At 72.7% G+C, this 25,476-nt stretch carries 25 protein-coding genes; 19 read left to right on the top strand and 6 right to left on the bottom strand.

Annotated features, from left to right (window positions below):
- Nucleotides 1-24: 24 nt before the first annotated feature.
- From JOF41_RS13900 to JOF41_RS13880, 5 genes are read left to right on the top strand one after another with little or no spacing between them, the layout of a single operon-like run.
- The gene (locus tag JOF41_RS13900) at nucleotides 25-1,815 is read left to right on the top strand and encodes a non-ribosomal peptide synthetase (RefSeq protein ID WP_209619336.1); all 1,791 of its coding nucleotides are present in this window, start codon (nucleotides 25-27) and stop codon (nucleotides 1,813-1,815) included.
- 1 nt (nucleotide 1,816) lies between these two features.
- Nucleotides 1,817-2,782: a chlorinating enzyme gene (locus JOF41_RS13895; RefSeq protein WP_189223369.1), complete on the top strand. Its 966-nt coding sequence runs from the start codon at nucleotides 1,817-1,819 to the stop codon at nucleotides 2,780-2,782.
- Between the two features lie 13 nt (nucleotides 2,783-2,795).
- A complete protein-coding gene (locus JOF41_RS13890) occupies nucleotides 2,796-3,047 on the top strand; it encodes a phosphopantetheine-binding protein (RefSeq protein ID WP_189223370.1) in 252 nt (83 codons plus the stop codon).
- Nucleotides 3,047-4,282 carry a beta-ketoacyl synthase N-terminal-like domain-containing protein gene (locus JOF41_RS13885; protein WP_244989589.1) on the top strand — a complete coding sequence of 412 codons (1,236 nt, stop codon included), beginning with the start codon at nucleotides 3,047-3,049 and terminating at the stop codon, nucleotides 4,280-4,282. The genes JOF41_RS13890 and JOF41_RS13885 overlap by 1 nt, the downstream gene beginning before the upstream one ends.
- A 27-nt stretch (nucleotides 4,283-4,309) precedes the next feature.
- Entirely contained in the window at nucleotides 4,310-5,023 is a 714-nt protein-coding gene (locus JOF41_RS13880; RefSeq protein WP_189223372.1) for a PIG-L deacetylase family protein, read from the top strand.
- 59 nt (nucleotides 5,024-5,082) lie between these two features.
- Here JOF41_RS13880 and JOF41_RS13875 read toward each other — a convergent pair whose 3' ends face one another.
- On the bottom strand, nucleotides 5,083-6,021 hold the full coding sequence (locus JOF41_RS13875; RefSeq protein WP_209619333.1) for a Crp/Fnr family transcriptional regulator: 939 nt from the start codon (nucleotides 6,019-6,021) through the stop codon (nucleotides 5,083-5,085).
- A gap of 290 nt (nucleotides 6,022-6,311) precedes the next feature.
- On the opposite strand from JOF41_RS13875, the gene JOF41_RS13870 reads away from it, so the two are divergent.
- The 4 genes from JOF41_RS13870 to JOF41_RS13855 all read left to right on the top strand — a co-directional run bounded on the left by JOF41_RS13870 (nucleotide 6,312) and on the right by JOF41_RS13855 (nucleotide 9,631).
- Nucleotides 6,312-6,689, top strand: a complete 378-nt coding sequence (locus JOF41_RS13870; RefSeq protein WP_209619329.1) for a VOC family protein — start codon at nucleotides 6,312-6,314, stop codon at nucleotides 6,687-6,689.
- Nucleotides 6,690-6,818: 129 nt separating this feature from the next.
- The gene (locus tag JOF41_RS13865) at nucleotides 6,819-7,211 is read left to right on the top strand and encodes a DUF3224 domain-containing protein (RefSeq protein ID WP_189223375.1); all 393 of its coding nucleotides are present in this window, start codon (nucleotides 6,819-6,821) and stop codon (nucleotides 7,209-7,211) included.
- A gap of 53 nt (nucleotides 7,212-7,264) precedes the next feature.
- Nucleotides 7,265-8,398 (top strand): winged helix DNA-binding domain-containing protein, encoded by a 1,134-nt coding sequence (locus tag JOF41_RS13860; protein WP_209619326.1) that lies wholly within the window; start codon nucleotides 7,265-7,267, stop codon nucleotides 8,396-8,398.
- Nucleotides 8,399-8,464: 66 nt separating this feature from the next.
- Nucleotides 8,465-9,631 carry a DegT/DnrJ/EryC1/StrS family aminotransferase gene (locus JOF41_RS13855; protein WP_209619323.1) on the top strand — a complete coding sequence of 389 codons (1,167 nt, stop codon included), beginning with the start codon at nucleotides 8,465-8,467 and terminating at the stop codon, nucleotides 9,629-9,631.
- A gap of 53 nt (nucleotides 9,632-9,684) precedes the next feature.
- Here the strand turns inward: JOF41_RS13855 and JOF41_RS13850 are convergent, their stop codons facing one another.
- Entirely contained in the window at nucleotides 9,685-10,596 is a 912-nt protein-coding gene (locus JOF41_RS13850; protein ID WP_189223378.1) for an aldo/keto reductase, read from the bottom strand.
- On the bottom strand, nucleotides 10,593-11,786 hold the full coding sequence (locus JOF41_RS13845; RefSeq protein ID WP_209619320.1) for a nucleotide disphospho-sugar-binding domain-containing protein: 1,194 nt from the start codon (nucleotides 11,784-11,786) through the stop codon (nucleotides 10,593-10,595). Before JOF41_RS13845 ends, JOF41_RS13850 begins: the two co-directional genes overlap by 4 nt.
- Nucleotides 11,787-11,935: 149 nt before the next feature.
- On the opposite strand from JOF41_RS13845, the gene JOF41_RS13840 reads away from it, so the two are divergent.
- The 5 genes from JOF41_RS13840 (at nucleotide 11,936) to JOF41_RS13820 (ending at nucleotide 17,330) form a co-directional block, all read left to right on the top strand.
- Nucleotides 11,936-13,141, top strand: coding sequence for a class I SAM-dependent methyltransferase (locus JOF41_RS13840; protein WP_229795527.1), 1,206 nt, complete (start codon nucleotides 11,936-11,938; stop codon nucleotides 13,139-13,141).
- A 98-nt stretch (nucleotides 13,142-13,239) separates the two neighbouring features.
- Nucleotides 13,240-14,697, top strand: coding sequence for an MFS transporter (locus tag JOF41_RS13835; RefSeq protein ID WP_209619317.1), 1,458 nt, complete (start codon nucleotides 13,240-13,242; stop codon nucleotides 14,695-14,697).
- Between the two features lie 64 nt (nucleotides 14,698-14,761).
- Nucleotides 14,762-15,532, top strand: coding sequence for a TylF/MycF family methyltransferase (locus JOF41_RS13830; protein WP_189223381.1), 771 nt, complete (start codon nucleotides 14,762-14,764; stop codon nucleotides 15,530-15,532).
- 86 nt (nucleotides 15,533-15,618) lie between these two features.
- Nucleotides 15,619-17,124, top strand: a complete 1,506-nt coding sequence (locus tag JOF41_RS13825) for a class I adenylate-forming enzyme family protein (RefSeq protein ID WP_209619314.1) — start codon at nucleotides 15,619-15,621, stop codon at nucleotides 17,122-17,124.
- Nucleotides 17,125-17,135: 11 nt separating this feature from the next.
- The gene (locus JOF41_RS13820; RefSeq protein WP_189223383.1) at nucleotides 17,136-17,330 is read left to right on the top strand and encodes a ferredoxin; all 195 of its coding nucleotides are present in this window, start codon (nucleotides 17,136-17,138) and stop codon (nucleotides 17,328-17,330) included.
- Between the two features lie 3 nt (nucleotides 17,331-17,333).
- On the opposite strand, the gene JOF41_RS13815 is transcribed toward JOF41_RS13820, so the two are convergent.
- Entirely contained in the window at nucleotides 17,334-18,077 is a 744-nt protein-coding gene (locus tag JOF41_RS13815; protein WP_189223384.1) for a class I SAM-dependent methyltransferase, read from the bottom strand.
- 115 nt (nucleotides 18,078-18,192) lie between these two features.
- Complete coding sequence (locus JOF41_RS13810; protein WP_209619309.1) at nucleotides 18,193-18,915, bottom strand: hypothetical protein; 723 nt, start codon at nucleotides 18,913-18,915, stop codon at nucleotides 18,193-18,195.
- A 245-nt stretch (nucleotides 18,916-19,160) separates the two neighbouring features.
- Between JOF41_RS13810 and JOF41_RS13805 the strand changes: the two genes are divergently transcribed.
- From JOF41_RS13805 to JOF41_RS13795, 3 genes are all read left to right on the top strand, one after another.
- A complete protein-coding gene (locus JOF41_RS13805; protein WP_189223872.1) occupies nucleotides 19,161-20,306 on the top strand; it encodes a BMP family lipoprotein in 1,146 nt (381 codons plus the stop codon).
- A 5-nt stretch (nucleotides 20,307-20,311) separates the two neighbouring features.
- The gene (locus JOF41_RS13800) at nucleotides 20,312-21,097 is read left to right on the top strand and encodes an alpha/beta fold hydrolase (RefSeq protein ID WP_307867406.1); all 786 of its coding nucleotides are present in this window, start codon (nucleotides 20,312-20,314) and stop codon (nucleotides 21,095-21,097) included.
- 304 nt (nucleotides 21,098-21,401) lie between these two features.
- Nucleotides 21,402-22,679, top strand: coding sequence for a putative glycoside hydrolase family 15 protein (locus tag JOF41_RS13795; protein WP_189223386.1), 1,278 nt, complete (start codon nucleotides 21,402-21,404; stop codon nucleotides 22,677-22,679).
- A 66-nt stretch (nucleotides 22,680-22,745) separates the two neighbouring features.
- Here JOF41_RS13795 and JOF41_RS13790 read toward each other — a convergent pair whose 3' ends face one another.
- Nucleotides 22,746-23,525 (bottom strand): NAD(P)H-dependent oxidoreductase, encoded by a 780-nt coding sequence (locus JOF41_RS13790; RefSeq protein WP_189223387.1) that lies wholly within the window; start codon nucleotides 23,523-23,525, stop codon nucleotides 22,746-22,748.
- Between the two features lie 139 nt (nucleotides 23,526-23,664).
- Between JOF41_RS13790 and JOF41_RS13785 the strand changes: the two genes are divergently transcribed.
- Both JOF41_RS13785 and JOF41_RS13780 read left to right on the top strand, forming a co-directional pair.
- Entirely contained in the window at nucleotides 23,665-24,513 is an 849-nt protein-coding gene (locus tag JOF41_RS13785) for a helix-turn-helix transcriptional regulator (protein ID WP_189223388.1), read from the top strand.
- 73 nt (nucleotides 24,514-24,586) lie between these two features.
- Entirely contained in the window at nucleotides 24,587-25,438 is an 852-nt protein-coding gene (locus JOF41_RS13780; protein ID WP_244991033.1) for a helix-turn-helix domain-containing protein, read from the top strand.
- Nucleotides 25,439-25,476 lie beyond the last annotated feature (38 nt).

Below are 25,476 nucleotides of genomic sequence, written 5' to 3'. Positions count from 1 at the left end.
CCGGCCCCGACAGAGAGGTGCTAGATGACTGCGCGATGCCTGCACACGTTCTTCGAACGCCAGGCCGCCCGTTTCGCGGACCGGGCGGCGGTCACCGTCAGCGGACAGCGGCAGCTGACCTACGGCGAGCTCAACGCGTCGGCCGACCGGGCCGCAGCGGCGCTGCGCCGGGCGGGCGTGCGCCGCGGTTCGCTGGTGGGCCTGTGCGTCGACCGCTCGGCCGACCTCGTGGTCGGCGTGCTCGCGATCCTCAAGGCGGGCGGCGCCTACGTGCCGCTGGACCCGGCCTACCCGGTCGAGCGGATCGACTTCCTGCTCCGCGACACCGGTGTGGACCTCATCGTCTCGGTGTCCGCGGTCGCGTCCGCCGTGGACGGCCCCGGCCGCCGGGTGCTGCTGCTCGACCGCGAGGAGGAGTGGCCCTCGGGTGACGAGCCCGTCCAGGACGAGCCCGCCGGGCCCGCGGACCCGGCCTACGTGATCCACACGTCGGGGTCGACCGGTGTGCCCAAGGGCGTGCCCATCACCCACGAGCAGGTGATCGGCCTGTTCGAGCAGACCGGCCCCGCGCTGGAGCTGGACGACCTGGACGTGTGGACGCTGTTCCACTCGATCAGCTTCGACTTCTCCGTCTGGGAGATGTGGGGAGCCCTGCTGCACGGTGGGCGGCTGGTCGTCGTCGACACCGACGTGGCCAGGACACCCGCCCGCTTCGCCGAGCTGTTGGCGGCCGAGCGGGTGACCGTGCTCAGCCAGACCCCGTCGGCGTTCAGCAGACTGGTGGACCAGGTCGACGGGGCGGACAGCCTGAGGCTGGTGGTGTTCGGCGGTGAGCGGCTGGACATGGGCGTCCTGCGCCCGTGGATCGCCCGGCACGGCGACCGGTCGCCGCAGCTGGTCAACATGTACGGCATCACCGAGGTCACGGTGCACGCCACCCTGCGGCGCATCGAGGCCGCCGACCTGGACCACCCCGACGTCAGCCCCCTCGGCGCGCCGCTGCCCCTGGTGCGGGTCGAGCTGTTCGACGAGGACCGCCGTCCCGTCCCCGATGGCACGCCGGGCGAGATCCTGGTCAGCGGGCCGGGCGTGGCCTCGGGCTACCTCGGCAGGCCGGAGCTGACCGCGGAGCGCTTCGTCGAGCTGGGGGGCGTGCGCTGGTACCGCTCGGGCGACCTGGCCGTCCGGGTCGGCGGAGAGCTGCGCTACCTCGGCCGGACCGACCGGCAGCTGAAGGTGCGCGGCTACCGGGTCGAACCCGCCGAGGTGGAGGCGGTGCTGCTGGAGCACCCGGAGATCACCGCCGCGGTGGTGGTCAACGACGACCACGGCGACGGCGACGTGCGCCTGCTGGCCGTCGTGGCGGCCGCGGTCGACCGGCCGGACCGGGACGCCGACCGCCTGGCCGGGGAGCTGGCCCGGCTCGCCGCCCGGCTGCCCGCCCACCTGCGCCCCTCGGACTACCGGGTCGTCACCGACCTCCCGCTGACCCCGCAGGGCAAGCTCGACCGCGCGGCACTGCGGTCGGCGGCGACCGGAGCGAGCGCGGTGCCGGGCGACGGCGCGAGCGGTGACGAGGCGGTGGTGCGCGCGATCGTCGCGGAGATCACCGGCCGCCCGTCCATCGGCCCGGACGACGATCTGTTCGAGCACGGCGTCACCTCGCTGGCGTTCGCGCGGATCATCGCCGCCGTCAACGACCGGTTCCGCGCCGGGCTGACCGGTGCGGAGCTGGAGGAGCCCACGATCACCTGCCTGGCCGGCTGCGTTGCCGCGCGAACCCGGCGGGCCGACTTGCAACAGGTAGGAGGATGACATGTCCGGTGACAGCTTCGCGCTGAGCGCGGAGGAGCTGGCGAGCTTCCACAGCCGTGGCTACTTCGGCCCCTTCCAGGTCTACGAGGTCGAGGAGATGAAGGCGCGCTGGCGGCGCGAGCGGATGCGGCTGATGGACCGCAGCCACGCCATCTACCAGGGCGACGCCGCCGAGTCCGGCAACACCAACATCGCCAACTACGACCGGCACATGGACAACGCGTTCCTGGCCGACCACATCGTCAGGCCGGAGATCGTCGACCGGGTGGCCAGCGTGCTCGGCCCCGACGTGCTGTGCTGGCGCAGCGAGTTCTTCCCCAAGTACCCCGGCGACGAGGGCACCGACTGGCACCAGGCCGACACGTTCGCCAACGCCTCGGGCAAGCCGCAGATCCTGTGGCCGGGCGAGGGCGAGGACTTCGGCGGCACGCTGACGGTGTGGACCGCCTTCACCGAGGCGAACGAGGAGACCGGCTGCCTGCAGTTCATCCCCGGCACCCACCGCAGCATGTTCTACGACGAGACCAAGCGGATGCACTACGACCCGGACAAGATCAACAAGGTGGACAAGGACGGGGTTCGCCGCGGGTTCTTCGGCTACGACTACCGGGACCTCCAGATCGACCCGGACTGGAAGCCGGAGGAGTCCAAGGCGGTGTCCATGGTGATGCGACCAGGGCAGGCGATCATGTTCTGGTCCACGCTCATGCACGCCTCCCTGCCCCACGCGGGCAAGACCGACGAGATGCGGCTGGGCTTCGCGGGGCGGTACGTGCCGACCTCGGTGCGGGTGTACCCGGACACGGACGTGGTCGAGGAGTACGGCGGCTCGGTGTCGCTGGAGAAGTGGGGCGCGGTGCTGGTGTCCGGGCAGGACACCCACGGGCACAACCGCATCGCCACGCACACCACGCTGGGGCACCCGTTCACCACGCGCGCGTCCGGTGTGGGCGCGGCCAACGGCTGATCGGGGAGGCGCGGTGGGCGGCGCGGTGGACGAGTCGGCGGTCCTGGAGGCGGTCAGGCGCAACGTCCTGGCGGTCGTGCCGGACCTCGACCCCGAGCTGATCACGCCGGATCGGTCCCTGGCCGACCTCGGCTGCAACAGCATCGACCGGGCGGACGTGGCGGCGATGACCGTGGACGACCTCGGCATCACCGTGCCCGTCGCCGAGTTCGGCGGCGTCGCCGACATCGGCGACCTGGTCCGGCTGCTGGTGAGGCACTGCTGATGCCGCCGGGGGTCGTGGTCACCGGGATGGGCGTGGTCAGCGCGATCGGGCGGGACGTGCCGTCCTTCACCGAGGCGCTGCGCGGCGGCCGGACCGGGATCACCGACCCGGCGGGTGCGCGGATCACCGGGTGGTCCTTCCCGGACGAGGTCCTCCGCCTGCGCGAGCTGCCCGCGCGGCTGCGCGACCGCGCGACCCGCGTGGCCGCGCGGTCGCCGCTGCCGCTGAGGGTCGCGGTCGTCGCGGCGCTGCAGGCGTGGGCGTCGGCGGAGCTGCACGACCGCCCCCTGCCACCGGAGCGGGTCGGCCTGGTGGTGGCGGGCAGCAACCTGACCGCGCGGTACTGCCACGACGCCCAGGCCGAGTGCGCCACCCGGCCGGGGCGGTTGCGCCCGAGCTTCGCCCTCCGCGCGCTGGACACCGACCACGTCGGCACGCTCAGCGCGGTCCTGGGCACCACGGGCGAGGGCTGCACCGTGGGCGGGGCGTCGGCGTCGGGGTCGGTCGGCCTGGTCGCGGGGGCGCGGCTGGTGTCCTCCGGCGAGGTGGACGCCTGCCTCGTGGTGGGTGCGATGCTGGAACTCGGTCCTCTGGAGCGGCGGGCGCTGACCGCGCTGGGCGCCATGGCGCCGCCGGGAGGCGACCCGACCGCGATGTGCCGCCCCTTCGACGCGGGCCGCCGCGGTTTCGTCCCAGGCGAGGGGAGCGCCTGCCTGGTGCTGGAGTCCGCCGCCACCGCCCGGCGGCGCGGCGTGGCGGCGGTCGCCGCTTTCGCGGGCGGCGTGACCCGCTTGGCGGCCAACAACCTCGCCGATCCCGACGAGGAGGTCGAAGCGGCCGTCATCGCAGGGGCGCTGCGGCGCGCGGGCGTCCGACCGCACGAGTTGTCCTATGTGAACGGTCACGGCTCGGCGTCGCCGCTGGGCGACGCGACGGAGGTCCGCGCGCTGAGGGCCGCCCTGGGGGTGGATTTCCGGGTGCCCGTGATCAACTCCACCAAAGGGCTGACCGGGCACTGCCTGACCGCCGCGGGCGTGGTGGAGGCGGTGGCCGCGGTCGTGCAGCTCGACGGGAGTTTCGCCCATCCCAACGCCAACCTCGACCACCCGATCGACCCGGAGGTGCGGTTCGCGGGCCCCGTGGCCCGGTCGATGCCGGTCGAGGTGGCTCTGTCCAGCAGTTTCGGTTTCGGCGGGTTCAACTCGGCGGTCGTGTTCACCAGGCCGGCCGGGTGAGTCGCGCAGGCGTCACGGGAGGAAAAGATGTCGGACCAGTTGCAGCCGATGCCGGAGGACTGGGAGCGGGCCCTGGCGGTGGTGGCCCACCCCGACGACATCGAGTTCGGGGCGGCCGCCGCGGTGGCGGCGTGGACGGAGGCGGGCAAGGCCGTCCACTACTTGCTGCTGACCAGGGGCGAGGCGGGCATCGACGGGGTCGAGCCCGCCGAGGCGGCCCGGCTGCGGGAGCAGGAGCAGCGCGCCAGCGCCGCACTGGTCGGGGTCAAGGACGTGGAGTTCCTCGACCACCCCGACGGGGTGCTGGAGTACGGGGTGGCGCTGCGCCGCGACATCACCGCCGCGCTGCGCAAGCACCGGCCGGACCTGGTCATCGGGTTCAACCACCACGAGCTGACCATCAGCGGGAAGTGGAACTCGCCGGACCACCGCAACGCGGGCCGCGCGCTGATCGACGCGGTGGGCGACGCGGGCAACCGGTGGGTGTTCCCCGACGCGGGCCCGTCGCCGTGGCACGTGCGCTACGTCGCCATCGCGCAGTCGCCGCACCCCACCCACGCGGTTGACGTCACCGACACCCTGGAGGCGGGCATCGCCTCGCTGGAGGCGCACCGCAGCTACCTCGCCGGGCTCAACCCCCCGATCACCGACGTGCGCGGTCCGATGACCGGGTTCGCCCGGCAGGTGGGGAAGAGGTTCGGCGACCGCCCCGCCATCGCCCTGGAGCTCTACGCGCGGTGAAACGTGAGCGCTTGTGCCGGGGATCGGCACAAGCGCTCACGGGTCCGCGCGGTCCCCACTCAGAGGTCGGGGTCCTCGACGTAGTCGGCGATCCGGCGCTCGTGCACCGCCAGCGGCCACGGACCGGTGGCCTCGACCAGCCGGATGTCGCGGAACCGCTTGAGGAAGTAGCCGACCCTGGAGCGGGTGGTGCCGACGAGGCCACCCAGCTCCTCGTGGGTGATCCGGTGGGGGAGCAGCAGCAGCTCGCCGCGCCGCACGCCGAGCTTGCGGCCCAGGCGCAGCAGAGTGGCCGCCAGCCTGCGCTCGCTGTCCAGCGTCACGAAAAGGGAAATCGTTTTCTGTTGCTGGGCGATGCGGTCGGCCAGGTAGCGCAGCACCTCCGCCCGCAGGGAGCCGTCGGACAGTGAATCCACGAAATGATCGCGGCGCACCGTGCGGAGCACGGTGGGCAACATCGCGGTGGCCGTTTCGGTTCGCCCGCGGCCGAGCAGGCAGGACTCCCCGATCAAGTCGCCCGCGGTGTGGATGTCGAGCAGGCAGAATTTCCCGACGGCGGAGTAGGTCATCGTTTTGACGCACCCGGATTCGATGGTGTAGAGCGCATCGCCCGGTTCGCCGCAGTTGTAGAGGCTGTCGTGCTGCGGCAGTCGGAGCGTCGGCGTGGGCAGGCCCGTGGCGCGCAGTCGTTCGGCCAACCTCCCGGCGGGGGTCTGCGTCGGTCGTTGCGCGGGGGCGCACCCGGCCAGCCGCTCGGGCGCCACCCTGGGCAGCGGCACGCCGGGGAGCGTCCCGTCGTCAGTCGGGTCGGGGGTGAACGACTCCAGGTGGTCGAGTCGGCCGACGACGTGCATGTCGCCGCACCGCAAGGAATTCTGCGGATAGGACTCCAGGGTGAGCGAGGCCGTCGTACCCCTGGAGCCGGGGAGCAGGTGCATCAGGAAGCCGCCGTCGCGGTCCTCCCGGCCGGGCTGTTGCTGCAGACATCGCGGTTCCATCGCTGGTATTTCCCCCATGTGTGCGGCGGAGATGAGGTTGCCAACGGCAGACGGAACCTCTACCGATTTCGCAACCTGGTCTGCAAGAATTTTCCGGTAGATTCCCCAAAAATGGGCTCCCCCATGGCTACCACTCCGTATTGGCCGATGTCAACGACCCGACGCGCGTTGGGCGGTTTGCGACGTTCGCTCATCCGCAGTCAATCCCCGGTGCGGGTGGGTAGTACCTCCAGAACTCTGTTGGTACTGTTCCGCTCGGTATCCGACACGTAACTGGAGGTAGTTCTACGATGACTGCAGTGGGGCGGTTGGCCGCGGTGACCCTGGACTGCGCCGACGCCAAGAACCTCGCGGCCTTCTACCACGGCCTGACTGGCTTGGAGATCGTGCACAACGACGACGACGGGTGTTACCTGTCCGGGCCGGAGGGCGGGGTGGCCATCGCCATCCAGCGGGTGGCCGACTACCGCCCGCCGCAGTGGCCCACCCAGGACGTGCCGCAGCAGATCCACCTCGACATCGACGTCGCCGACCTCGACGAGGCGGAGCGGCAGGTGCTGGAGCTGGGCGGCACCAAGCCGGAGCCCCAGCCGAACGCGGAGCGCTGGCGCGTGATGCTGGACCCGGCCGGGCACCCGTTCTGCCTGGCGCGCTTCGGCGGCAGCTGACCCCGCGCGGCGGGCCGCGCGCTCGTCGTCGCGTGCTCACCGTTGACGTGCTCACTGTTGAGCTGCCCGCCTCCGGCGGTCGCCCTACCTTGCCAGTCGACCGGAACCGCACGAGGTCAGGAGAGACTGGTGGGCACACAGGCGAAGAGCGGGTTCGAGGTGCTGACGTGGGAGCAGAACCCGCTGGACGGCGACGGCGTCATGGTCACCCGCACCACGTCGCGCCACCGGCTGACCGGTGACGTCGACGGCGAGGCCATGGCGGAGTTCCTCATGGCGCACCCGACCGAGTCCGAGGCCGAGATCGTCGGGCTGTTCCGGGTCACCGGGGCCGTCGGCGGCCGGTTCGGCTCGTTCGTGCTGCGGGCCCACCTGACCTTCAGCGGGGGCGCGGTGCAGGGCGAGCTCGCCGTGGTCTCCGGATCGGGCACCAACGAGCTGAGCGGGCTGTCGGGATCGGGCGAGTACCGGTCGGAGGGCACGCGGGTGGGCGCGATCACCCTGGAGTACGACATCGCCTGAGCCGTCCGGCGCGCCACGGCCACGGCCACGTCCAGTCGAGGAGGCCACCCACCGTGAGCGGGAAGCCCATCACCACCCGCGCGCTCAACCGGGCGCTGCTGGCCCGCCAGGGCCTGCTGGAGCCGTTGGCGCTGCCGGTCGTGGCGGCCGTCGAGGCGATCGGCGCCATCCAGGCCCAGTCGTGGGCCGCGCCGCCGGTCGCGCTGTGGTCCCGGCTCGCGGGCTTCCGCGCGGAGGACCTGCACGCCGCCCTCGCCGGGGGCGAGCTGGTCGCGGGCACGCTGCTGCGCGCGACCCTGCACGTGGTCAGCGCCGCCCAGCACGCGGACTACGCCGTGGTGGCCGAGCGGTCCGGTGCGTGCGACTGGCGGCGGGCGAAGGGCGAGCCGCATCCCGACTCGGCGGCCCTGCGCCCGGCGGTGGCGGCCTTCGCCGCCGACGAGCCGCGGTCGGTCGAGGAGATCTCGGCCTTCGCCGAGCAGTGGGCCGCTGCCCGGCCGGGTGTCGTGGGGGCGGAGGAGCTGGCGTTCCAGCGCGAGCACAAGTGGCGACCGCTGCGCACCGGGCCCTTCCTGGTGCGGGTTCCCGGTGACGGCCGGTGGGCCAAGGAGCCCAAGCACTACCGCGCGGCGCCACCGGTCGGGCAGCGCGCCACCGAGGCCGCGCTGGACGCCGTGGTGAGCCACCACCTGCGGGCCTTCGGGCCCGCCACGGTCGAGGACGTCGCGTACTGGACGGGCTGGAGCACACCGGGTGTACGCGAGTCCCTGGAGCGGCTCGGGGACACCCTGGTGCGCTTCACCGACGAGGCGGGCAGGCAGGTGCACGACCTCGTGGACGCGCCGCGCCCCGACGAGGGGGTGCGCGTCGGGCCCCGTTTCCTGGCCGCGTTCGACAGCGCGCTGCTGGCCTACCACGCGCAGCGCCGCGAGCGCGTCCTGCCCGAGGCGCACCGCGACGCGGTCTCGGTGCGGGCCAACCTCCAGATCAAGCCGACGTTCCTGCTGGACGGCGTGGTGGCGGGCCTGTGGTCCTCGACGGCCAAGCGCCGCACGGCGGTGCTGACGCTGACCCCGTTCGCCGCGGTCAAGGCCGCCGACCGCCGGGCGCTGACCGCGCAGGGCGAGCGGCTGCTGGAGTTCCTGCACCCCGGCTGCGCCGAGCGCGAGGTCGTGCTCGCGGGCTGAGCGGCCGCGACCCACCTGATCAGTGTTGAGCAGCACGGGAACCGGCGCGCGAGCAAGCTCGTGGCCATGGCTCAGGAAGACGTTCGACCCGCGATCGAATTCCCGACGTGGCCGCAGATGGGGCCGGAGGAAGCGGAGGCCGCCCGCGAGGCGGTCGCCGCCAACCAGATGTCCCAGCTGGTCGGCCGCAGGCTCGTCGAGGAGTTCGAGGAGAAGCTCGCAGCGCACCACGACGTGCGGCACGCCGTGGCGGTCAACACGGGCACCAGCGCAGTGCACCTGGCCCTGGCATCGCTGGGGGTCGGCGAGGGCGACGAGGTCATCGTGCCCGCGCACACGTTCGTCGCATCGGCCAGCCCGGTGCTCTACCAGGGCGCCACGCCGGTGTTCGCCGACGTCCGGGCCACCGACTACTGCCTGGACCCCGAAGAGGTCGAGCGCCGGGTGACCCCGCGCACCCGCGCCGTGGTGGCGGTGCACCTCAACGGCTGCGCGGCCCCCCTGGCCGAACTGCGCGAGGTCTGCGACCGCCGCGGCGTCGCCCTGGTCGAGGACGCCGCCCAGGCGCACTGCACCCGCTACGACGGCAAGCCGGTCGGTGGCTTCGGCGCGCTGGGGTGCCTCAGCTTCTGGCAGGACAAGATCATCACCACCGCGGGCGAGGGCGGCGCGGTGCTGACCGACGACGACGCGCTGGCCGAGTCGGTGCGGCTGCTGCGCAGCCACGGGGAGGAGCCGGTGGCGGGCCCACGGCGGCTCTACCACCACTCGGTGCTGGGGTACAACTACCGGCTCACCGCGCCGCAGGCCGCGGTGGGCTCGGTCCAGATGGGACGCATCGCCGAGTACGACGAGCGCCGCAGACGCAACAGCGACCTGCTGGCGCGGCTGCTGGCCGACGTGCCGGGCGTGCTGCTGCCGCAGCCGTCCCCGGCCGCGGACCCCTGCTGGTGGAAGTACACGTGCGTGCTCGACCGCCAGCGGACCGGGATGACCGCGGCCGAGTTCACCGGCAGGCTGCTCGCCGAGGGCTACCCGGTGCTGCCGCGCTACCCGATCCCGCTGCACCGGCAGCCGGTGTTCGCCAAGGTGGTGAACACCAGCGACTCCTTCCCGGTGGCGGACATGCTGTCCGAGCAGGCCTTCTCGCTGCCGGTGCACCCCGCCATCACCGACCGGCACGTCGAGGCGATCGTCTCGGCCATCGCGCGGACGATCGCCTCGGGCGCCTGACCGACCGGTTCCCGGTGCCCCACCGCGCGGCGGGGCACCGGGAAGCTCGCGGATCAGGGCGTTCCCGCCCCGCTCTCCAGCCAGCGGCACTCGGCCGCGGTCAACCGCACCTCCACGCCCGCGAGCGCGGTCCGCAGCTCGTCGGTCGAGCGCGGGCCGATGATCGGGTACGCCGGGAACGGCTGCGCGAGCACGTAGGCCAACGCGATGTTGATGACCTCGACCGAGTGGCGCCGGGCCAGGACCGCCGCGCGCTCGCGCCGCTCGCGGTTGGCGGGGGTGTCCCAACACCGCACCATGTTCGGGTCCAGCAGCGCGGGGTCCACGCCGGAGAAGAATCCCCGCGCCTGCGAGGACCACGGGAACAGCGCCGTCCTGGTGGCGGCGAGGTGCTCCCGCCCCGCCCGGTCCACCGCGACGCAGCCGGGGTACAGCGGCTCCACGGGCTCGGCGAGCGAGAAGTGGTTGCTCAGCGCCGTGAAGCCCTGCCCGGACACGCGGGCGGCGTGCTCGTCGGCCGCCCGCACCCGCTCCACGCTCCAGTTCGACCCGCCGTAGCAGCGGATGCGCCCGGCACGCACCTCGGCTTCCAGCGCGTCGACGAACTCGTCCACCGGCACCTCCGGGTCGTCCCGGTGCAGCAGGTAGACGTCCAAGTGGTCGGTGCCCAGGCGGTCCAGGGACTCGGTGAGCTGCGGCCCGATCGCCTCGGGGCGGCAGTCCGGCGGGTGCGCCCCCTTGCCCACGATCACCACCTCCTCGCGCACGCCCCGCTCGGCGAGCCACGCGCCGACCGTCACCTCGGACCGGCCGCCACCGTAGACGTGGGCGCTGTCCAGGCAGTTGCCCCCGGCCTCCAGGTACGCGTCCAGCAGGGCGTACGCGCCGGCGTCGCGGCACCCCGAGGTGCCCAGCACGCAGCGCGACACCTTCAACGGCACGTGCGGCACATCGCCGTGGATCATCGGACCGCCTCCCTCAACGCCTCGACCGCCGCCGCGGGGGACGGCTGGGCCATGACCTCGTCCCGCAGCGCCCGCGCCGCCGCGGGGTACTGCGGCTTGGTGAGCACCTCGTCGACCGCCGCCCGGACCGCGCCCTCGCTGCCCGCCACCGCGGGGACCGGGACGACGGCGCCGGTGCGCGCGAACCGCTCGGCGTTGAACGGCTGGTCCGCGATCGCCGCGGCGACCACCTGCGGGACCCCGTAGTAGGCGGCGGACATCGCGGTGCCCGCGCCGCCCTGGTGCACGATCGCCGAACAGCCGCCCAGCAGCGCGTGCAGCGGCACCAGCTCGGCGAACCGGGCGTTGGCGGGCAGGTCGGTCAGCTCGGCGCGCTGCGCGGGCGTGCCCGCGACGACCACCTCGGCGTCCGCGCCGGACAGCTCGCGCAGCAGCTCGGGCAGCAGGACCGAGTCCTGGTTGCGCAGGTTGCGGGTGAGCAGCCCCATGGTGACGCAGACCCTGGGGCGCCGCGGCGGCTCGACCGTCCACCGGGGAGCCTCGGCCGGTCCGTTGTAGGGGATGTAGCGCATCCGCAGCCCGTCCACGCCGGGCAGCTGCGCGCTCGGCGGGCAGGTGTCCAGCAGCGCCGTCCCGCCCCACTCGGCCCCCGCGCCGCCGGGTTCGGCGCCGAAGCGGCCGTACAGGTCGGACAGCCAGCGGTCGCGCCCGCCGGGGTCGGCCTCCTCGGCGGCGCGCCCCAGCCGGGTCAGCAGGTCCGGGCCGTAGAGGAACCGCGCGCTGGGCACCCCCGTCAGCCGGGCCGCGATCGGGCCCCCGAAGGTCATCCAGTCCCAGACGACCAGGTCCGGTCGCCACGCCCGGCAGAAGTCGGTCAGGTCGGGAGCCATCGCGTCGGCCAGATCGGTGATCCGGGTGGTGGTGTTGCGCCACATCCGCCGGTAGTCCGGCACTGACCCCGGCGGGGGCAGCTGGTCGACCGGCTGCACCCGGTCGCGGGCCCGCGCCGACAGGAAGTCCACGTCCTCGCCGACCGCGACCGCGGTCAGGCCGGTGCTGCGGATGGCCTCGACGAGCGCGGGCTGGCTCGCCACCCGGACCTCGTGGCCCGCCGCGCAGAAGGCCCAGCCCAGCGGCACCATGTGGTACATGTGCGTGGCCCACGCCCAGCTGGTCAGCAGTATTCGCATGACCGCGATGGTCGCCGCGCTCCCGCTCCGGTTCTGCTCAATCGGGCGCAGTGCCGACGCCGCTCAGCTTTGAGCAGTCCGCCCCCCGACCGCTGCCTAACCTGCCGGACGTCGGCTGGTGCGAGCACAGCGGTACGGGGAGGAACGGCGTGACCGATCTGCTGAACACCGAGGAGCTCGAGAGGCTCATCGCCGCCGCGGGCGGACCGGACCGCGCGCTGGACGAGGTGGTGACCGAGCTGGGCGCGGACCGGGTGAACCGGGTGCTGGTCGACGAGATCGCCTTCCGCGCCGACCTGCCGGACGTGGACCGGCTCACCGAGGTGGGCCTGGACGTCGAGCACGGCGGCGCGACGACCTCGTTCACGTTCACGGTGCGGCCGCACGAGCCGGTGCGGGTGTCGGAGGGGGTCGGCGACCGGATCGCCCAGAGCGTCGCGTACTCCTGCGCGGACCTGGTCCGCGAGCTGTTCGGCAGCGCGCGCGAGCACTACGCGAGCAGGCGGGCGCTCAAGTCCCGCTTCGAGGTGGCCAACATCCCCGGCAAGAACCGGCCCTCGCTGGAATCGGTCCTGGCCATGCAGAAGGCCACCGCGGCGGTGCTGAGCGGCATCGACTCCCGCCCACCGGACCTGGGGGCGCTGGCCGCCAGGTACTACTCGGACAAGTGGGGCGGGCTGCACTGGTTCACGCCCCACTACGAACGGCACCTGCGCGGCCTGCGCGACGAGCCGGTGCGGGTGCTGGAGATCGGCATCGGGGGCTTCCAGGGGGCCGAGTCCGGCGGGGGTTCGCTGAACATGTGGCGGCGCTACTTCGCGCGCGGCCTGGTGTTCGGCGTGGACCTGTTCGACAAGTCGCCGTTGGACAGGCCGCGCGTGACGACCCTGCGAGGAGACCAGAACGACCCCGCCACGCTGACGGAGATCGCGCGCCGCCACGGCCCCTTCGACGTGGTCATCGACGACGGGAGCCACGTCAACGAGCACATCCTCACCTCGTTCGCCGCGCTGTTCCCGCACGTGCGCACCGGGGGCCTGTACGTCATCGAGGATCTGTGGACCTCGTACCTGTCGGGCTACGGCGGCGACGACTCCACCACCGCCGGACCGCGAACCGGCCTGGGACTGGTCAAGCGGCTCGTCGACGCGCTGCACCACGAGGAGCACCCGCCCGCCCTGCGCGGCGAGCGGTTCGCCGAGGGGGCGGGCATCGCCGGGCTGCACGTGTACCGCAACATCGCCTTCATCGACAAGGGCGTCAACCTCGACGGCGGAATCCCCTTGTACATCCCGAGAAAGGCCTTCGCGCCGAACGCGGGCGCGGCAGGAGGTCCGACTTCCTCATCCGGGTGACCACCCTGGTATACCATCCGGTGACTCTGAGTGATCATGTGGGGGCCGCCGCGAAGTTCGCACCGCGTGCCCGCGCACCAGTTGAGGAGGCGATGTCGATGGGGCGGACCGGACCGGGCACGACAGCGGAGGGGGTCGGTGGGCCGCTGTCGCCGCGGGTGCGCTCGATGGCCACCGCGGGCGCGCTGATCGCGGTCGTCCTCGCCTCAGTGGACGTCATGATCGTGGCCACCGCCATGCCGGACATCATCGACGAGCTGGGCGGCCTGGAGCTGTACCCGTGGGTCGGGGTGTCCTACGGCGTGGTGGCCGCGGCGTTCATCCCGGTGGCGGGCAAGCTCGGCGACATGTTCGGCCGCAAGCCGTTCATCCTCGCGGGCCTGCTGGCCTTCGTGCTCTCGTCGCTGCTGGCCGCCGTGGCGCGGGACATGGGGGTGCTCGTCGCGGGCCGCACCCTGCAGGGCGTCGGCGCGGCCGTGCTGACCGCGAACGTCTTCGCCCTGCTGGGGGAGATGTACTCGGCCGAGCGGCGGGCGCAGGTGCAGGGCGTGTTCTTCAGCGCCTCGGGGTTCAGCATGGTGATCGGGCCGCCGCTGGGCGGCCTGCTCACCGACGCCCTCGGCTGGCGGTGGATCTTCTACATCAACGCCCCGCTGTGCGCGCTGGCGTTCGTCGCCATGCTCGGGATACCGCTGGCGCGGTCGGCGGCCAGTTGGCGCGACATCGACTTCCTCGGCGTGCTCACGCTGCTGTGCGGCATCGGCCCGCTCCTGGCGGCGGTCTCCCTGGCGGGGGAGGGGCGTTCCTGGGGCGCGCCCGAAGTGCTCGTGCCGCTGGTCGCGGGTGTGCTCGTGCTCGTGCTGTTCTACCTGGTCGAGACCCGCGTGGCCACCCACCCGGTGCTGGACTTCAGCCTGTTCCGGGTCAACCAGGTCGCGGTGCTGTCGGTGGTGGCGTTCTTCTCGTCGTTCGCGATGGCCGCCACCACCTTCTACGTCCCCCTGCTCTACCAGGGCGTGCTCGGGGTCAGCGCCACCGCGTCCGGCGGTCTGCTGATCCCGATCGCGGCCGCGATGATGCTGGTCCCGCCGGTCGTGGGCAAGCTGCTCCCGTCGGTGCCGAGGTACCGCTTCCTGGGCACCGCGGCCTTCGCCGCGATGGTCGGCGGGCTGCTGCTGCTGACCCTGGTGGACCCCGGCAGCGGAGGAGTGCTGCCGGTGGTCGCGATGGTCCTGGTGGGCATCGGCATCGGAGTGTCGTTCCCGCTGGCGACCACGGTGGTGCAGAGCGCCGTCCCCCCGGAGCGGCTCGGCGTCGGCACCAGCCTGGTCCAGTTCTGGCGGACCGTCGCGGCGCCGGTGTCCATCGCCGTGCTCGGCGCCTTCCTGGGCAGCGGTGTCCAGGCCGACGGGACCACCGCCGTGCCACCGGCCGAGCTGGCGGGCGCGATGCACCAGGTGTTCCTGGTCGGGGCCGTGCTGACCGCCATCGGCCTGGTGGCCACCCTGCTGCTCAGCGAGGTGCCGCTCAAGGCGCCGCCCAAACCCGGCAAGTGAGCAAGCCGCCGTCGGCGTGTCGGCCCCGAGCCGCGGTCGGCGCGCCGACGTGGGAAGGAAACCAATGGACAACGGGGTGCAGCTCTACCTGGACCTGCTCAAGAAGACGCTGACCAACGTCATCTACGAGGACCCGTCGAACCCCGCCTACCCCACCGGGCCCGCCGACCCGCGGCCGCACGGGGACTACGACCCGACCCGCCGCGCAGGCGGTGAGGACTGGCCGCTGACCGCGCACACCATGGTGGGGCTGAAGCGGTTGGACAACGTCCAGGAGTGCGTGGAGCGGGTGCTGGCGGACAACGTGCCCGGCGATCTGATCGAAACGGGGGTCTGGCGCGGCGGCGTGTGCATCTTCATGCGCGGGGTCCTCAAGGCGCACGGGGTGCACGACCGGACGGTGTGGGTGGCGGACTCGTTCCAGGGGATGCCGCAGGTCGGCCCCGAGGGCAGGCCGCGCGACCACCGGATGAAGATGCACGAGTTCAACGATGTGCTGGGCATCCCCCTGGAGCAGGTGCGGGAGAACTTCCGGCGCTACGACCTGCTCGACGAGTCGGTGAAGTTCCTGCCGGGCTGGTTCCGCGACACGATGCCCACCGCCCCGGTGGAGCGGCTCGCGGTGCTGCGCTTGGACGGCGACCTCTACGAGTCCACCATGGACGTCCTGGAGAACCTGTACCCCAAGCTGTCCGTCGGCGGTTACGTCATCATCGACGACTACGGCCTGCGCACGTGCGCGGAAGCGGTGCACGACTACCGCGACGCCCACGGCATCACCGAGGAGATCGTCACTGTCGACAAGTTCGGCGTGTACTGGCGCCGCACCTCCTGACCCGCGCGCAATTGTGGGCGGTGGCCCGGCTCCGGTCTCCCTAGCGTCGTTCCCGTCCAGCCAGTCGGACGGGGAGGACAGCGGAGATGACCCACGCCCGGACCACGGCCACCATGTCCCGGCTCGTCCACTCGCTGCTCGCGCGGCAGCCCGACTCGGTCGCGCTGGTCGTCGACGGCGAGCGCGCCCTGACCAGGGGGCAGTGGGCGAGCGGGGCCGCCCGGATCGCGGGCGGACTGGTCGCCAGGGGAGTGCGCCCCGGTGACCGGATCGCCGTGCTGTGCGGGCACGGCGACTGGATCGACCACGTGGTGGCGGTGATGGGCGTGCACCTCGCGGGCGGCGCGGTGGTCACCCTGTCACCCGACCTGCCGGAGGAGGAGCTGGCGCGGCGGCTTGACCGCTGCGGCGTGACCGGTCTGGTCCACACCGCAGCGGTCCAGCCGCCCACCTCCCCCGGTTGGACCGCTCTGACGTCCGAAGTGGACGGTGAGCCGCTCGGCCTGCCGGTCGAGGTGGACCCCCGCGAGATCGCGGAGATCCTGCACACCTCCGGCACGACCGGGCAGGCCAAGGCGGTGGCGGTCAGCCATGCCAACCTGACCCACGGCCGCGGGGCGCGCGGCGCGTTCCTCGGCGACAACCCGCGACTGCTGTGCGCCGTGCCGATCGGGACCAACGCCGGGCACAGCGCCACCATGCTGGCGCTGACCTCCTCCGGCGAGACCCACGTGCTCAGCGATCCAGATCCGGCTTCGGCGGCGCGGGCCATCGCCCGCTCGCGGATCGGCGCCGCCGTCGTGTCGCCGTGGGCGATCCAGCGCTGGCTCGCCGACGACGTGCCGAACCGGTGCGACCTCGGCGCGCTGCGGGTCCTGATGCTCGGCTCGACCGCCGTCCCGATGGCGACGATCAGCGCCCTGTCGCGCGCGCTGCCGGACGTGCGGGTGCTCCTGGGCTACGGGTCGACCGAGGCGGTGCCCGCGTCCGTGCACCACGCGCTGGCCGCCTGGAACGAGCACGCGGACCCGGCCTACCACCGGCTCCCGCGCACCGCGTCCCAGGGCAGGCCCGCGGCGGGCACCGAGGTCTCGGTGGTCGACGAGCGCGGCGAACCGGTGCCGCCGGGCGTCGTCGGCGAGATCCGCCTGCGGACCACCGCACCGCAGCGCTGGTACCTGGGCGACTCCGACCGCAACCGGGAGGTGTTCGCGGACGGGTGGACCAGGATGGGCGACTACGGCTCGCTGGACGAGGACGGCCACCTCCACTTCTTCGACCGGATTCCCGACGCGATCCGCACCGCGGGCGCGCTGGTGTCCTCCGCGCGGGTCGAGAACGCCCTGCTGTGGCACCCGAACGTGGTCGAAGCCGCGGCGTTCGGCATCCCCGACATCGAGGCGGGCCACCTGGTGGCCGCGGCGGTGGTGCTCGACTCCCCGGTGCCGGAGGGGGACCTGCTGGACTTCGCGCGGTCGGAGCTCACGGGCGCCGAGGTGCCCGTGCGCGTCTTCGTCGTCGACTCGCTGCCGCGGGGCGACAACGGCAAGCCGCTCAAGCGCGTGCTGCGCGTGCGGTTCGCGGACGGGTGAGGAGGAACGACATGCGGGTGCGGGTCGACGTGAACAGGTGCGTCGCGTCCGGTCAGTGCGTGGTGGCCGCGGCCGGGGCGTTCACCCAGTCCGAGCAGGAGGGCACCGTGGTGCTCCTCGTCGCGGAACCGCCGCCGGAGCTGCGGGCCGCCGTGCGCGAAGCGGCGTCGCTGTGCCCCTCGGGGGCGATCACCGTCAAGGGCTGACCCTCAGCCCTTGACCAGCACGGTGAGCGGCACGCGCCAGGACTGCTGCCTGGCCCGCTGGGGGTCGGGCAGCGCCCGCAACGCCGCGATGACCGGCTCGACCACCCGGACCCAGGTGGCGTCGTCGACCCGCCACAGGTACGGGTACTGCTTGCCGGTCAACGCTTTCGCGAAGTCCTCGGGGCTGAACGCCGTCTCGTACGGCCCGGCCCACGACTGCGCGACCACCCGCAACCCCGCGGCCGCCGCCGCCGCGGCCACGCCTTCGGGACTGTCCGGACGCGCCCGCAGCGGTTCCAGCGCAGCCATCGCCTCGCTCACCGGGTCGGGGTCGCTGACCGTGTTGCCGTGCAGAGCGACCAACCGACCGCCGGGGCGCAGCACGCGGGCGGCCTCCGAGATCGCCGCACCCATGTCGCTCACCACGTGCAGCACGTGGGCGCACACGACGTTGGGCAGGCAGCCGTCCGCGACCGGGAGCGCCACGGCGTCCGCGCGCGCCACCGCGCCGGGGAACCGGTCGCCCGCTTCGCGCAGCATCTCGGCCGAGATGTCGACGCCGACCACGGGGTGCCCGAACTCCCGCAGCCCCGCCGCGACGGCACCGGTGCCGATGCCGACCTCAAGCACCGCACCGGGCACCAGGTGGCGGGCGATGATGGCCGCGGCGGTCTGGCCGCGCTCCAACCCGCCCCGCGAGTTGTCGTACTGCTTGGCGATCCGATCGAACGACGATGATTGCGCCACAGCGACAGCTTAGTGCGTCCGAGGTGGATGGTCACCGGTTCGACCAGAGGGCAACCGCACTGCTCGAGGCCGTCGCCGATGCGCAGTATCGGCTTGCGGGACAACGAGAAGCCTCTCACCGCCGGGACCCGCCGGGTGGGTCGATGCCCGCGAGCCGGGTCCGCGTCCCGTGGTGCAGGTGGAAGCGCTCGAACGCCAACGGGTCGACCGCGGCCGGATCGTCGAGCAGGGCGATCACCGCCGCGCCGCTGGCCGTGCGGCGGACCGTCGCGTCGATCCCCGGCGGCAACGGCGGCATCCGCCGGTACAGCTCGGCGGTGACGTAGGTCCACCACCCCATCCGCTCGGGCCTGCGGCCGGGTGGTGGGGGAGCGTCGGAGACGGGCTTGGTCAGCGACGGGTACACCTGCTCCAGCGACCACTCGTCCTCGACCCGCCCGAACAGCGCTCCCGTCCGCTCCGCGACGGCCACCCACAACTCGGTCAGGCCGCCGTGCAGCCGCCGGTAGGGCTCCGCCTCGGGAACGGGGGACCGCCAGGTCCAGCAGGAGTCCAGCGACAGGACGACGGCGCTCGTCTCCGGGTCCGTCGCCAGCCAGATGTCCACCCCTTCGGAGTTCCACAGGTTCGTGGCGATCGTCCCCGCCGTCAACCCTGCGACCAGTTCGCGGTGGTCCAGCAGCAGTAGGTCGCCCTCCCGCTGGAAGCCGTTGATCGCCCCGTCCGGCCGGTGCGGTGACAGTCCCGCGTTCCCCGCGAGCGCCAGCACCGTTTCGACCAGGTCGGCGGTCAACGAGCCGGGCGGCAGGGACAACGACCACCACCAGTCAGAACCCACGGCCGGTCATTGTGCCCCAGTAGGCGCTCACCGGTTCATCGCGGAGCCACGGCTCGGGGTGGCGCCCGATCGGCTCCACCGAGCGGTCGGAGCGCGGGCGTTTCCCCCGGTTCCCAGCAGGTGAACGCCGAAACGCAAGATCGCGGCCGGAAGGTACGGTCCGTCGCGCAAGCCCTGATGGGGCTCATCGGGGGAGCTGTCGTCTGCTCGACGAGCAGGGAGGGAGACCAACTGTGCGTCGTCCTGTGTCCGGCACCGCTGTCGCCGCGCTCGCGCTGACCGGCCTCATGGTGCTGAGCGCCTGCGCGAAGGACTCCGGCGGCACCACCGCGGCGACCGGCGTCGTCGGAGCCGGTTGCGAGTTCGCGACCCCGCCCGCCGCGCCAGCCGCCGCGACCACCAGCGCCGCGGGTCGCCGGGAGGCCGAGGGCGAGCAGGTGGACGGGAGCGCGCTGAAGATCGGCTTGGCCTACGACATCGGTGGTCGTGGTGACGCCTCGTTCAACGACCTCGCCGCCGCCGGGTTCGACCGGGCGATTCAGGACATGGGGGTGCGCAAGGAGAACACCCGCGAGGTCTCCGCCGCCCCGGCCGAGGACGAGTCGGTGAAGCAGTCCCGGCTGCGCCAGCTCGCGCGCGAGGGCTTCGACCCGATCGTCGGCGTCGGTTTCGCCTACACCGAGGCGCTGCGGGTCGTCGCGCCGGAGTTCCCCGACGTCCGGTTCGGTCTGGTGGACTCGGCGGTGGAGGGCGCGGCCAACGTCACGCCGCTGGTCTTCGCCGAGCAGGAGGGGGCGTTCCTGGCGGGCGTCGTGGCCGCGTACCAGAGCAAGAAGTGCCACGTCGGTTTCGTCGGCGGCGTCGACATCCCGCTGATCCGGAAGTTCGAGGCCGGTTACACCCAGGGCGCGAGGGCCGCCGCGCCGAAGGTCGTGGTCGACAAGAAGTACATCACGCCCGCCACCGACTTCAGCGGCTTCCAGGACCCGGCGAAGGGCCTGGAGACCGCGAAGGGGCTCATCGCCGAGGGCGCGGACGTCCTCTACCCCGCCGCGGGCGCTTCCGGCATCGGGGTCTTCTCCGCGGTCAAGCAGGCGGGCGTGCTGGCGGTCGGGTGCGACGCCGACCAGTACAACCAGCCGTCGCTGGCGGACAGCAGGGACGTCATCGTCGCGTCCAGCCTCAAGCGCGTCGACGTGGCGGTCTACGACTTCTTCAAGGCCGCCGCGAGGAACGACCTGGCTTCGCTGCCGAAGGTCTTCGACCTCAAGGTCGACGGTGTCGGCTACGCCACCTCCGGTGGCAGGATCGACGCGAAGCTGCAGGGCATCCTCGAAGGGTTCAAGGCCCAGATCATCCAGGGCTCGATCAAGGTCGCGGACAAGCCGTAGCCGCCGTGGACCAGCCGCTCAGCGCCACGCTCGTCGTCGACGACGGCACCGGGATCGCCTACCACCGCTGGGAGCCGGACCCCGGCACCGACCCGGACCCGGTGCCGGTCGTGCTCCAGCACGGCTTCGCCGCCAACACCGCGGTCGAGTGGGCCGACCCCGGCACGGTGGCCGCCTTCACCGCCGCCGGGCGCGGCGTCGTGGGGGTCGACGCCCGCGGCCACGGCCGGTCCGGGAAATCGCCCGATCCGGCCCGTTACGGCGAGCGCCGCATGGCCCGCGACCTGCGCGCGGTCATCGCCGCTCTGGGCGTGCCCGCCGTGGACCTCGTCGGCTACTCGATGGGCGCGATCGTCGCCCTCCTGACCGCCGCCGAGGAACCCGCCGTGCGCAGGCTGGTCATCGGCGGCGTCGGCGCCGGAGTCGTCGAACTCGGCGGCGTCGACACCCGCGTGCTGCCCAACGACGTGCTGTCCCTGGCCCTCCTCACCGACGCCCCCGGCACCCTGCCGCCCGAGGTCGCGGCCATGCGCGCGTTCGCCGAGACGGTGGGGGCCGACCTGCCCTCCCTGGCCGCGCAGGCCCGCTCCGCGCACCGGGGGCGCATCGACCTGGCCGCCATCGCCGCTGCGACCCTCGTCATCGCCGGTGACGTCGATCCGCTGGCGCAACGCCCGCACGTCCTCGCCGACGCCATCCCCGACGCCCGCCTCCGCCTGCTGCCGGGAGACCACGGCGTCGTGGGCAGCCCGGCCTTCCGGGCCGCGGCCGTCGACTTCCTGCGGGGTTGACGCCCGCCCAAGCCCCCGGCGCGACCGGCTCCCACCGGACGGGACGGGCTCGCGCCTGATCGCTCCAGCGGTTGACAAGAATGATTTCGATCAATATGGGAGCGCATTTTCCGCGTGGTGTGGCGCACGTTGCTTGACTTATTTGAAGAGCGCCGGTTTTACTGCCTCCGCACGTTGTCCTACCGGCTGGTAGGTGATCTCCGTGCTAATGGTACGAGGGCAGGCGTGCCCATTCCCCGTTGTGCTCGACATCTTTGTCGCGCGCACCGGTGGGTGCCGCCTGCGGTAAACCGGGGAGTCCGGAATGGCCCTGTTCGACCGCCGCCACCGCGTCCGCCACCGGCTTGCGCGCCGCAGCCGGGGCGGCATACTGCTCAGCGTCGTGGCCGGTGTCGCGGCGGCGCTGCTGGCCGCGCCGTCGGGCGCGACCAGCGCCGTCGAGTCCTCGGCGGGCGGAGGCGGAGCGGTGAAGTCCTTCTGGCTGCACTGGAACGGCACCCCGGTGTCGGACGAGGTGCTGGCCACCGAAGCGCGCAGGCGCGCCTACATCGTGCTCAACGCCTGGGAAGGCGCGCTGGTCCCGAAGCTGAAGGCGGCGAACCCGGAAGTCCAGGTGTTCGTCTACAAGGACCTGTCCTCCACCCGCAGCTACGCCTGTCGCGGCGGCGTGGACGACGCGCAGCTGCCCACCGGCGTCGGGTACTGCCAGGCCGAGCGGGAGCACCCCGAGTGGTTCCTGCTCGACCAGGGCGGTCGCCGGTTCGAGTACAGCGGCTACGCCGGGCACTGGCAGATGGACGTCGGCAACCCCGCCTACCAGGACGCCTGGGCCGCCAACGTGGTCGGCAGCAGCAAGGCCGCCGGGTTCGACGGCGTGCTGATGGACAACGCGCTGTTCCCGTGCGACGCCTACCACGAAGGGGTCTGCCCGGCGAAGTACCCGACCGACGCGGCCTTCCAGGACGCCTACGAGTCGATGCTGGCGGGCACCCGCGACCGGTTCACCGCGGCCGGGTTGAAGACGGTGGCCAACCTGTCCAACGCCCGGCTGCACGCGGGCGCCTGGGACGCCTACACCGAGCACCTCGACGGCGGGTTCGACGAGTGGTGGCTGACCTTCGACGACACCAACCTGCTCTCGGAGTACCCCGAGGGCTGGAGCAGGCAGGTCGACCAGATCGCCGCCAACGAGGCCCGCGGCAAGATCACCTGGGTGCAGCCCCACCACAGCGCGGGCGCGGAGCGGCCCCGCCGGTACGCGCTGGCCAGCTACCTGATGGCCGCCGGTGACCGGACCGCGATCGCCGGCGTGGAGCGGACCGACGGCTACGGCGACCCCTCGCCGTGGCACGCCGAGTACGACTGGGACCTCGGCACGCCGACCGGGCCCTACCGGTCGGTGGCCGCGAACGTCTTCCGCCGCGACTTCTCCTGCGGCACGGTCCTGGTCAACGCCAACCGCACGGACAGCCCGCCGACCACCGTGCGGCTGGAGCAGGGGCAGGTCGACGAGCGCGGCGCGACGGTCTCCTCGGTCTCGCTGGCGGGCACCTCCGGGGCCATCCTCCGCAAGCCCTGCTGACCGGGGTTCCGGCGGCGGGCACCACCCGCCGCCGGGACACCCCGGATCTCCCTGCTGCTCCTGCGGTCAGTCGCGCACGTGCAGCCTGAAACCCGTGCGGCCCGCAGGCTCCAGCCCCTCCTTCAGCTGCAGCGAGGGGATCTCGTAGTCACCGGAGTTCTGCCGCCGGAACGCGATCGGCTCGGTCGACTCCAGGGTGAGCAGGCGCTGCTCCCACGCCTTGGCCGCGTCGGCGTACTCGTCGGCGGTCATCCGGTCCACGGCGTAGAGGACGAACGGCGGCAGCACCTCGATGCCGGGGTGGTAGAGGATGCCGTGCTGGATCGGGAACAGCAGGTCGTCGATGGGGCCGTTGATCCCGCGAGGGGCGTAGTGCGCCTCCGGGCCGCCGGTGGTCACCACCAGCATGCCCCGCCGACCCGCCAGGGTGCCTTCGCCGAAGCGCTCGCCGTACCGGGTGTCGCTGTGCTCGCCGACGCCGTAGGCGAAGTGGCAGGTGAACACCCGGTCCACCCAGCCCTTGAGGATCGCGGGCATCGTGTACCACCACAGCGGGAACTGGAGGATGATCGTGTCGGCCCACAGCAGCTTCTCCTGCTCGGCGAGCACGTCCGGGGTGAGTGCCCCGGCGTCGAAGGCCCGGCCCGAGTCGCTGTTGATCTTCAACGGGCTCGAAGCGTAGGGACCGTAGTCCGCGGCGTCCACGACCGCCTTCCAGTTCATCGCGTACAGATCGCTCACCCGCACCTCGTGCCCGGCGGATTCCAGTGTGGACACCGCGAGGTCCTTCAACGAGCCGTTGAGCGACTTCGGCTCGGGGTGGGCGTAGACGATCAGCACCTTCATGGGAACTCCTCAAGATCGGGTGCTCCCGATCCTGGGCGTCGCGGCACCCGGTGTTCAGGGACGCTTCCACCGTCGGACGGGACTTCCTGGTAATGGCAGGACCACCTTCGCCCGCGCCACCGGGGCCATACTGGTGGGCATGGACGATCTCGCGGGCTTCCTGCGGACCAGGCGTTCACGGGTCGACCCGGCGACGGTCGGCATCCCCACCGACCGGCGTCGCCGGGTCGCGGGGCTGCGCCGCGAGGAGGTCGCGCACCTGTCCGGTGTCAGCGTCGACTACTACGTGCGCTTGGAGCAGGGCCGCGCGACCCAGCCCTCCGAGCAGGTCCTCGACGCGCTGGCAGGCGTTCTCGGTCTCGACGAGACCGAACGCGAGCACCTGCACCGGCTCTCCCGGCAGCGCCACCGCCGCGCAAAGGTGCCGAGCGGACGAGTCAGGCCGGAGCTGCTGCGCGTGCTCGACCTGGTCGCGGGCGCACCCGCGATGATCATGGACTACCGCTTGCAGGTGCTCGCGGGCAACCACATGGCCCGCCTGCTGTTCGGCAAGCCGATACCGGGCCTGAACATCGCCCGGCACGTCTTCCTCGAAGAGGGCCCGCACGGCCTCTACGCGGACTGGGAGCACTGCACCCTCGACGCGGTCGGGCACCTGCGCCTGGCCGCGGGCAAGTACCCCGAGGACCCCCGGCTCACCTCGCTCGTCGGCGAGCTGGCCATGGGCAGCGAGCGCTTCCGCCGCCTCTGGGCGCGCGCGGACGTCCGCGCTCGCACGCACGGCCGCAAGCGCTACCGGCACCCGTTGGTCGGGCGGCTGGAACTGCACCAGGAGAACTTCGCGCTGCCGGATGAATCGGGCGTGGAACTGGTCGTGCTGTCCGCGCCTCCCGGCAGCCCCGCCGAGGACGGGCTGCGTCTGCTCGCGAGCCTGGGGGCGGACAGCGGTGACGTGCAGCAGGCGGTGAACGCCCAGGTCCGCGAGTAGTCCCGGCGACATCCAGCGCCCGCGAATCGACACGCGAAAGCGGATGTTCCACGTCGGGCACACTTGCGCCGTGATGTTGCACGATCTTGGGGCGGCGGTGCGCAGGTTGCGCGAGAACGCGGAGCCCAGCGCGATCGGACTACCGGGCGGTGGACGGCGGGTCCGCGGGTTGCGGCGGGAGGAGCTCGCCGAGCTGGCCGGGGTGTCGGCGGACTACGTGCGGCGGTTGGAGCAGGGGCGCAGGCACCCGTCCGCCGGCGTGGTGAACGCCATCGCCCGCGCGCTGCGGTTGGAGCGGGCGGAGTACGAGCGGCTGTGCGCCCTGGCCGGGTACGCCGCGGCCGATGGACAGGTGCCGAGCGAGGCCGGGGTGGCCGCGCTGCGGCTGCTGGAGCGGTTCGCGGACACCCCCGCGTTCCTGGTCGACGCGGCGTGGAACGCGGTCGCGGTCAACGCCACGTGGGCAGCGCTGGGCTGCGGAGCGCCGACCGGGCACGCCCTGGACTGGAACATCGCGTGGCGCACGTTCCGCAACCCGCTCGGCGGGATCAGCCGGACCGAGGAGCACGCGGTGGGTTTCCAGGCGATGCTCGCCGCCCGGCTGCGCGACACGTCCTTGCGCTATCCCGCTGACCAGCGACTCGCCGAACTTGTTGACGAGCTGCGGAGCGAGAGCAGGCCGTTCGACGCCCTGTGGCGCGCCTCCAGACCGGTCGCGGGCTACGACAACCGTGCCGTGTTCCGCCATCCGGACGGCGAAGCCATCACGCTGGACGGCAACCTGCTCGAAGTGCCGGAGGACGACCTGATGCTGGTGGTCCTCACCGCGGCACCGGGCTCGACCGACGCGGCGCGGCTGGGCGAGGTCGTCAGCGCCTCCGACGAGCAGCCCGTCATCAGGGTGGGCCAAGCCGGCCCAGGCTGACTGAGCCGGTGGGAGCAATCCTCTGAGCACCCGTCGGA

Source organism: Saccharothrix coeruleofusca (assembly GCF_017876325.1).
Lineage (GTDB): Bacteria > Actinomycetota > Actinomycetes > Mycobacteriales > Pseudonocardiaceae > Actinosynnema > Actinosynnema coeruleofuscum.
The sequence above is the reverse complement of the archived record's forward strand: the minus strand, read 5'-3'. Positions and strand labels throughout refer to the sequence as shown.

Bases quoted from the DNA above. Each gene is read 5' to 3' on its own strand.
- JOF41_RS13780 (WP_244991033.1), top strand. From the start codon at position 24,587: ATGTTGCACGATCTTGGGGCGGCGGTGCGCAGGTTGCGCGAGAACGCG.
- JOF41_RS13850 (WP_189223378.1), bottom strand. From the start codon at position 10,596: ATGATCCACGGCGATGTGCCGCACGTGCCGTTGAAGGTGTCGCGCTGC.
- JOF41_RS13875 (WP_209619333.1), bottom strand. From the start codon at position 6,021: ATGGAACCGCGATGTCTGCAGCAACAGCCCGGCCGGGAGGACCGCGAC.
- JOF41_RS13795 (WP_189223386.1), top strand. From the start codon at position 21,402: ATGGCCCTGTTCGACCGCCGCCACCGCGTCCGCCACCGGCTTGCGCGC.
- JOF41_RS13825 (WP_209619314.1), top strand. From the start codon at position 15,619: ATGACCCACGCCCGGACCACGGCCACCATGTCCCGGCTCGTCCACTCG.
- JOF41_RS13900 (WP_209619336.1), top strand. From the start codon at position 25: ATGACTGCGCGATGCCTGCACACGTTCTTCGAACGCCAGGCCGCCCGT.
- JOF41_RS13855 (WP_209619323.1), top strand. From the start codon at position 8,465: ATGGCTCAGGAAGACGTTCGACCCGCGATCGAATTCCCGACGTGGCCG.
- JOF41_RS13895 (WP_189223369.1), top strand. From the start codon at position 1,817: ATGTCCGGTGACAGCTTCGCGCTGAGCGCGGAGGAGCTGGCGAGCTTC.
- JOF41_RS13885 (WP_244989589.1), top strand. From the start codon at position 3,047: ATGCCGCCGGGGGTCGTGGTCACCGGGATGGGCGTGGTCAGCGCGATC.
- JOF41_RS13830 (WP_189223381.1), top strand. From the start codon at position 14,762: ATGGACAACGGGGTGCAGCTCTACCTGGACCTGCTCAAGAAGACGCTG.
- JOF41_RS13870 (WP_209619329.1), top strand. From the start codon at position 6,312: ATGACTGCAGTGGGGCGGTTGGCCGCGGTGACCCTGGACTGCGCCGAC.
- JOF41_RS13790 (WP_189223387.1), bottom strand. From the start codon at position 23,525: ATGAAGGTGCTGATCGTCTACGCCCACCCCGAGCCGAAGTCGCTCAAC.
- JOF41_RS13880 (WP_189223372.1), top strand. From the start codon at position 4,310: ATGTCGGACCAGTTGCAGCCGATGCCGGAGGACTGGGAGCGGGCCCTG.
- JOF41_RS13785 (WP_189223388.1), top strand. From the start codon at position 23,665: ATGGACGATCTCGCGGGCTTCCTGCGGACCAGGCGTTCACGGGTCGAC.
- JOF41_RS13845 (WP_209619320.1), bottom strand. From the start codon at position 11,786: ATGCGAATACTGCTGACCAGCTGGGCGTGGGCCACGCACATGTACCAC.
- JOF41_RS13820 (WP_189223383.1), top strand. From the start codon at position 17,136: ATGCGGGTGCGGGTCGACGTGAACAGGTGCGTCGCGTCCGGTCAGTGC.
- JOF41_RS13835 (WP_209619317.1), top strand. From the start codon at position 13,240: ATGGGGCGGACCGGACCGGGCACGACAGCGGAGGGGGTCGGTGGGCCG.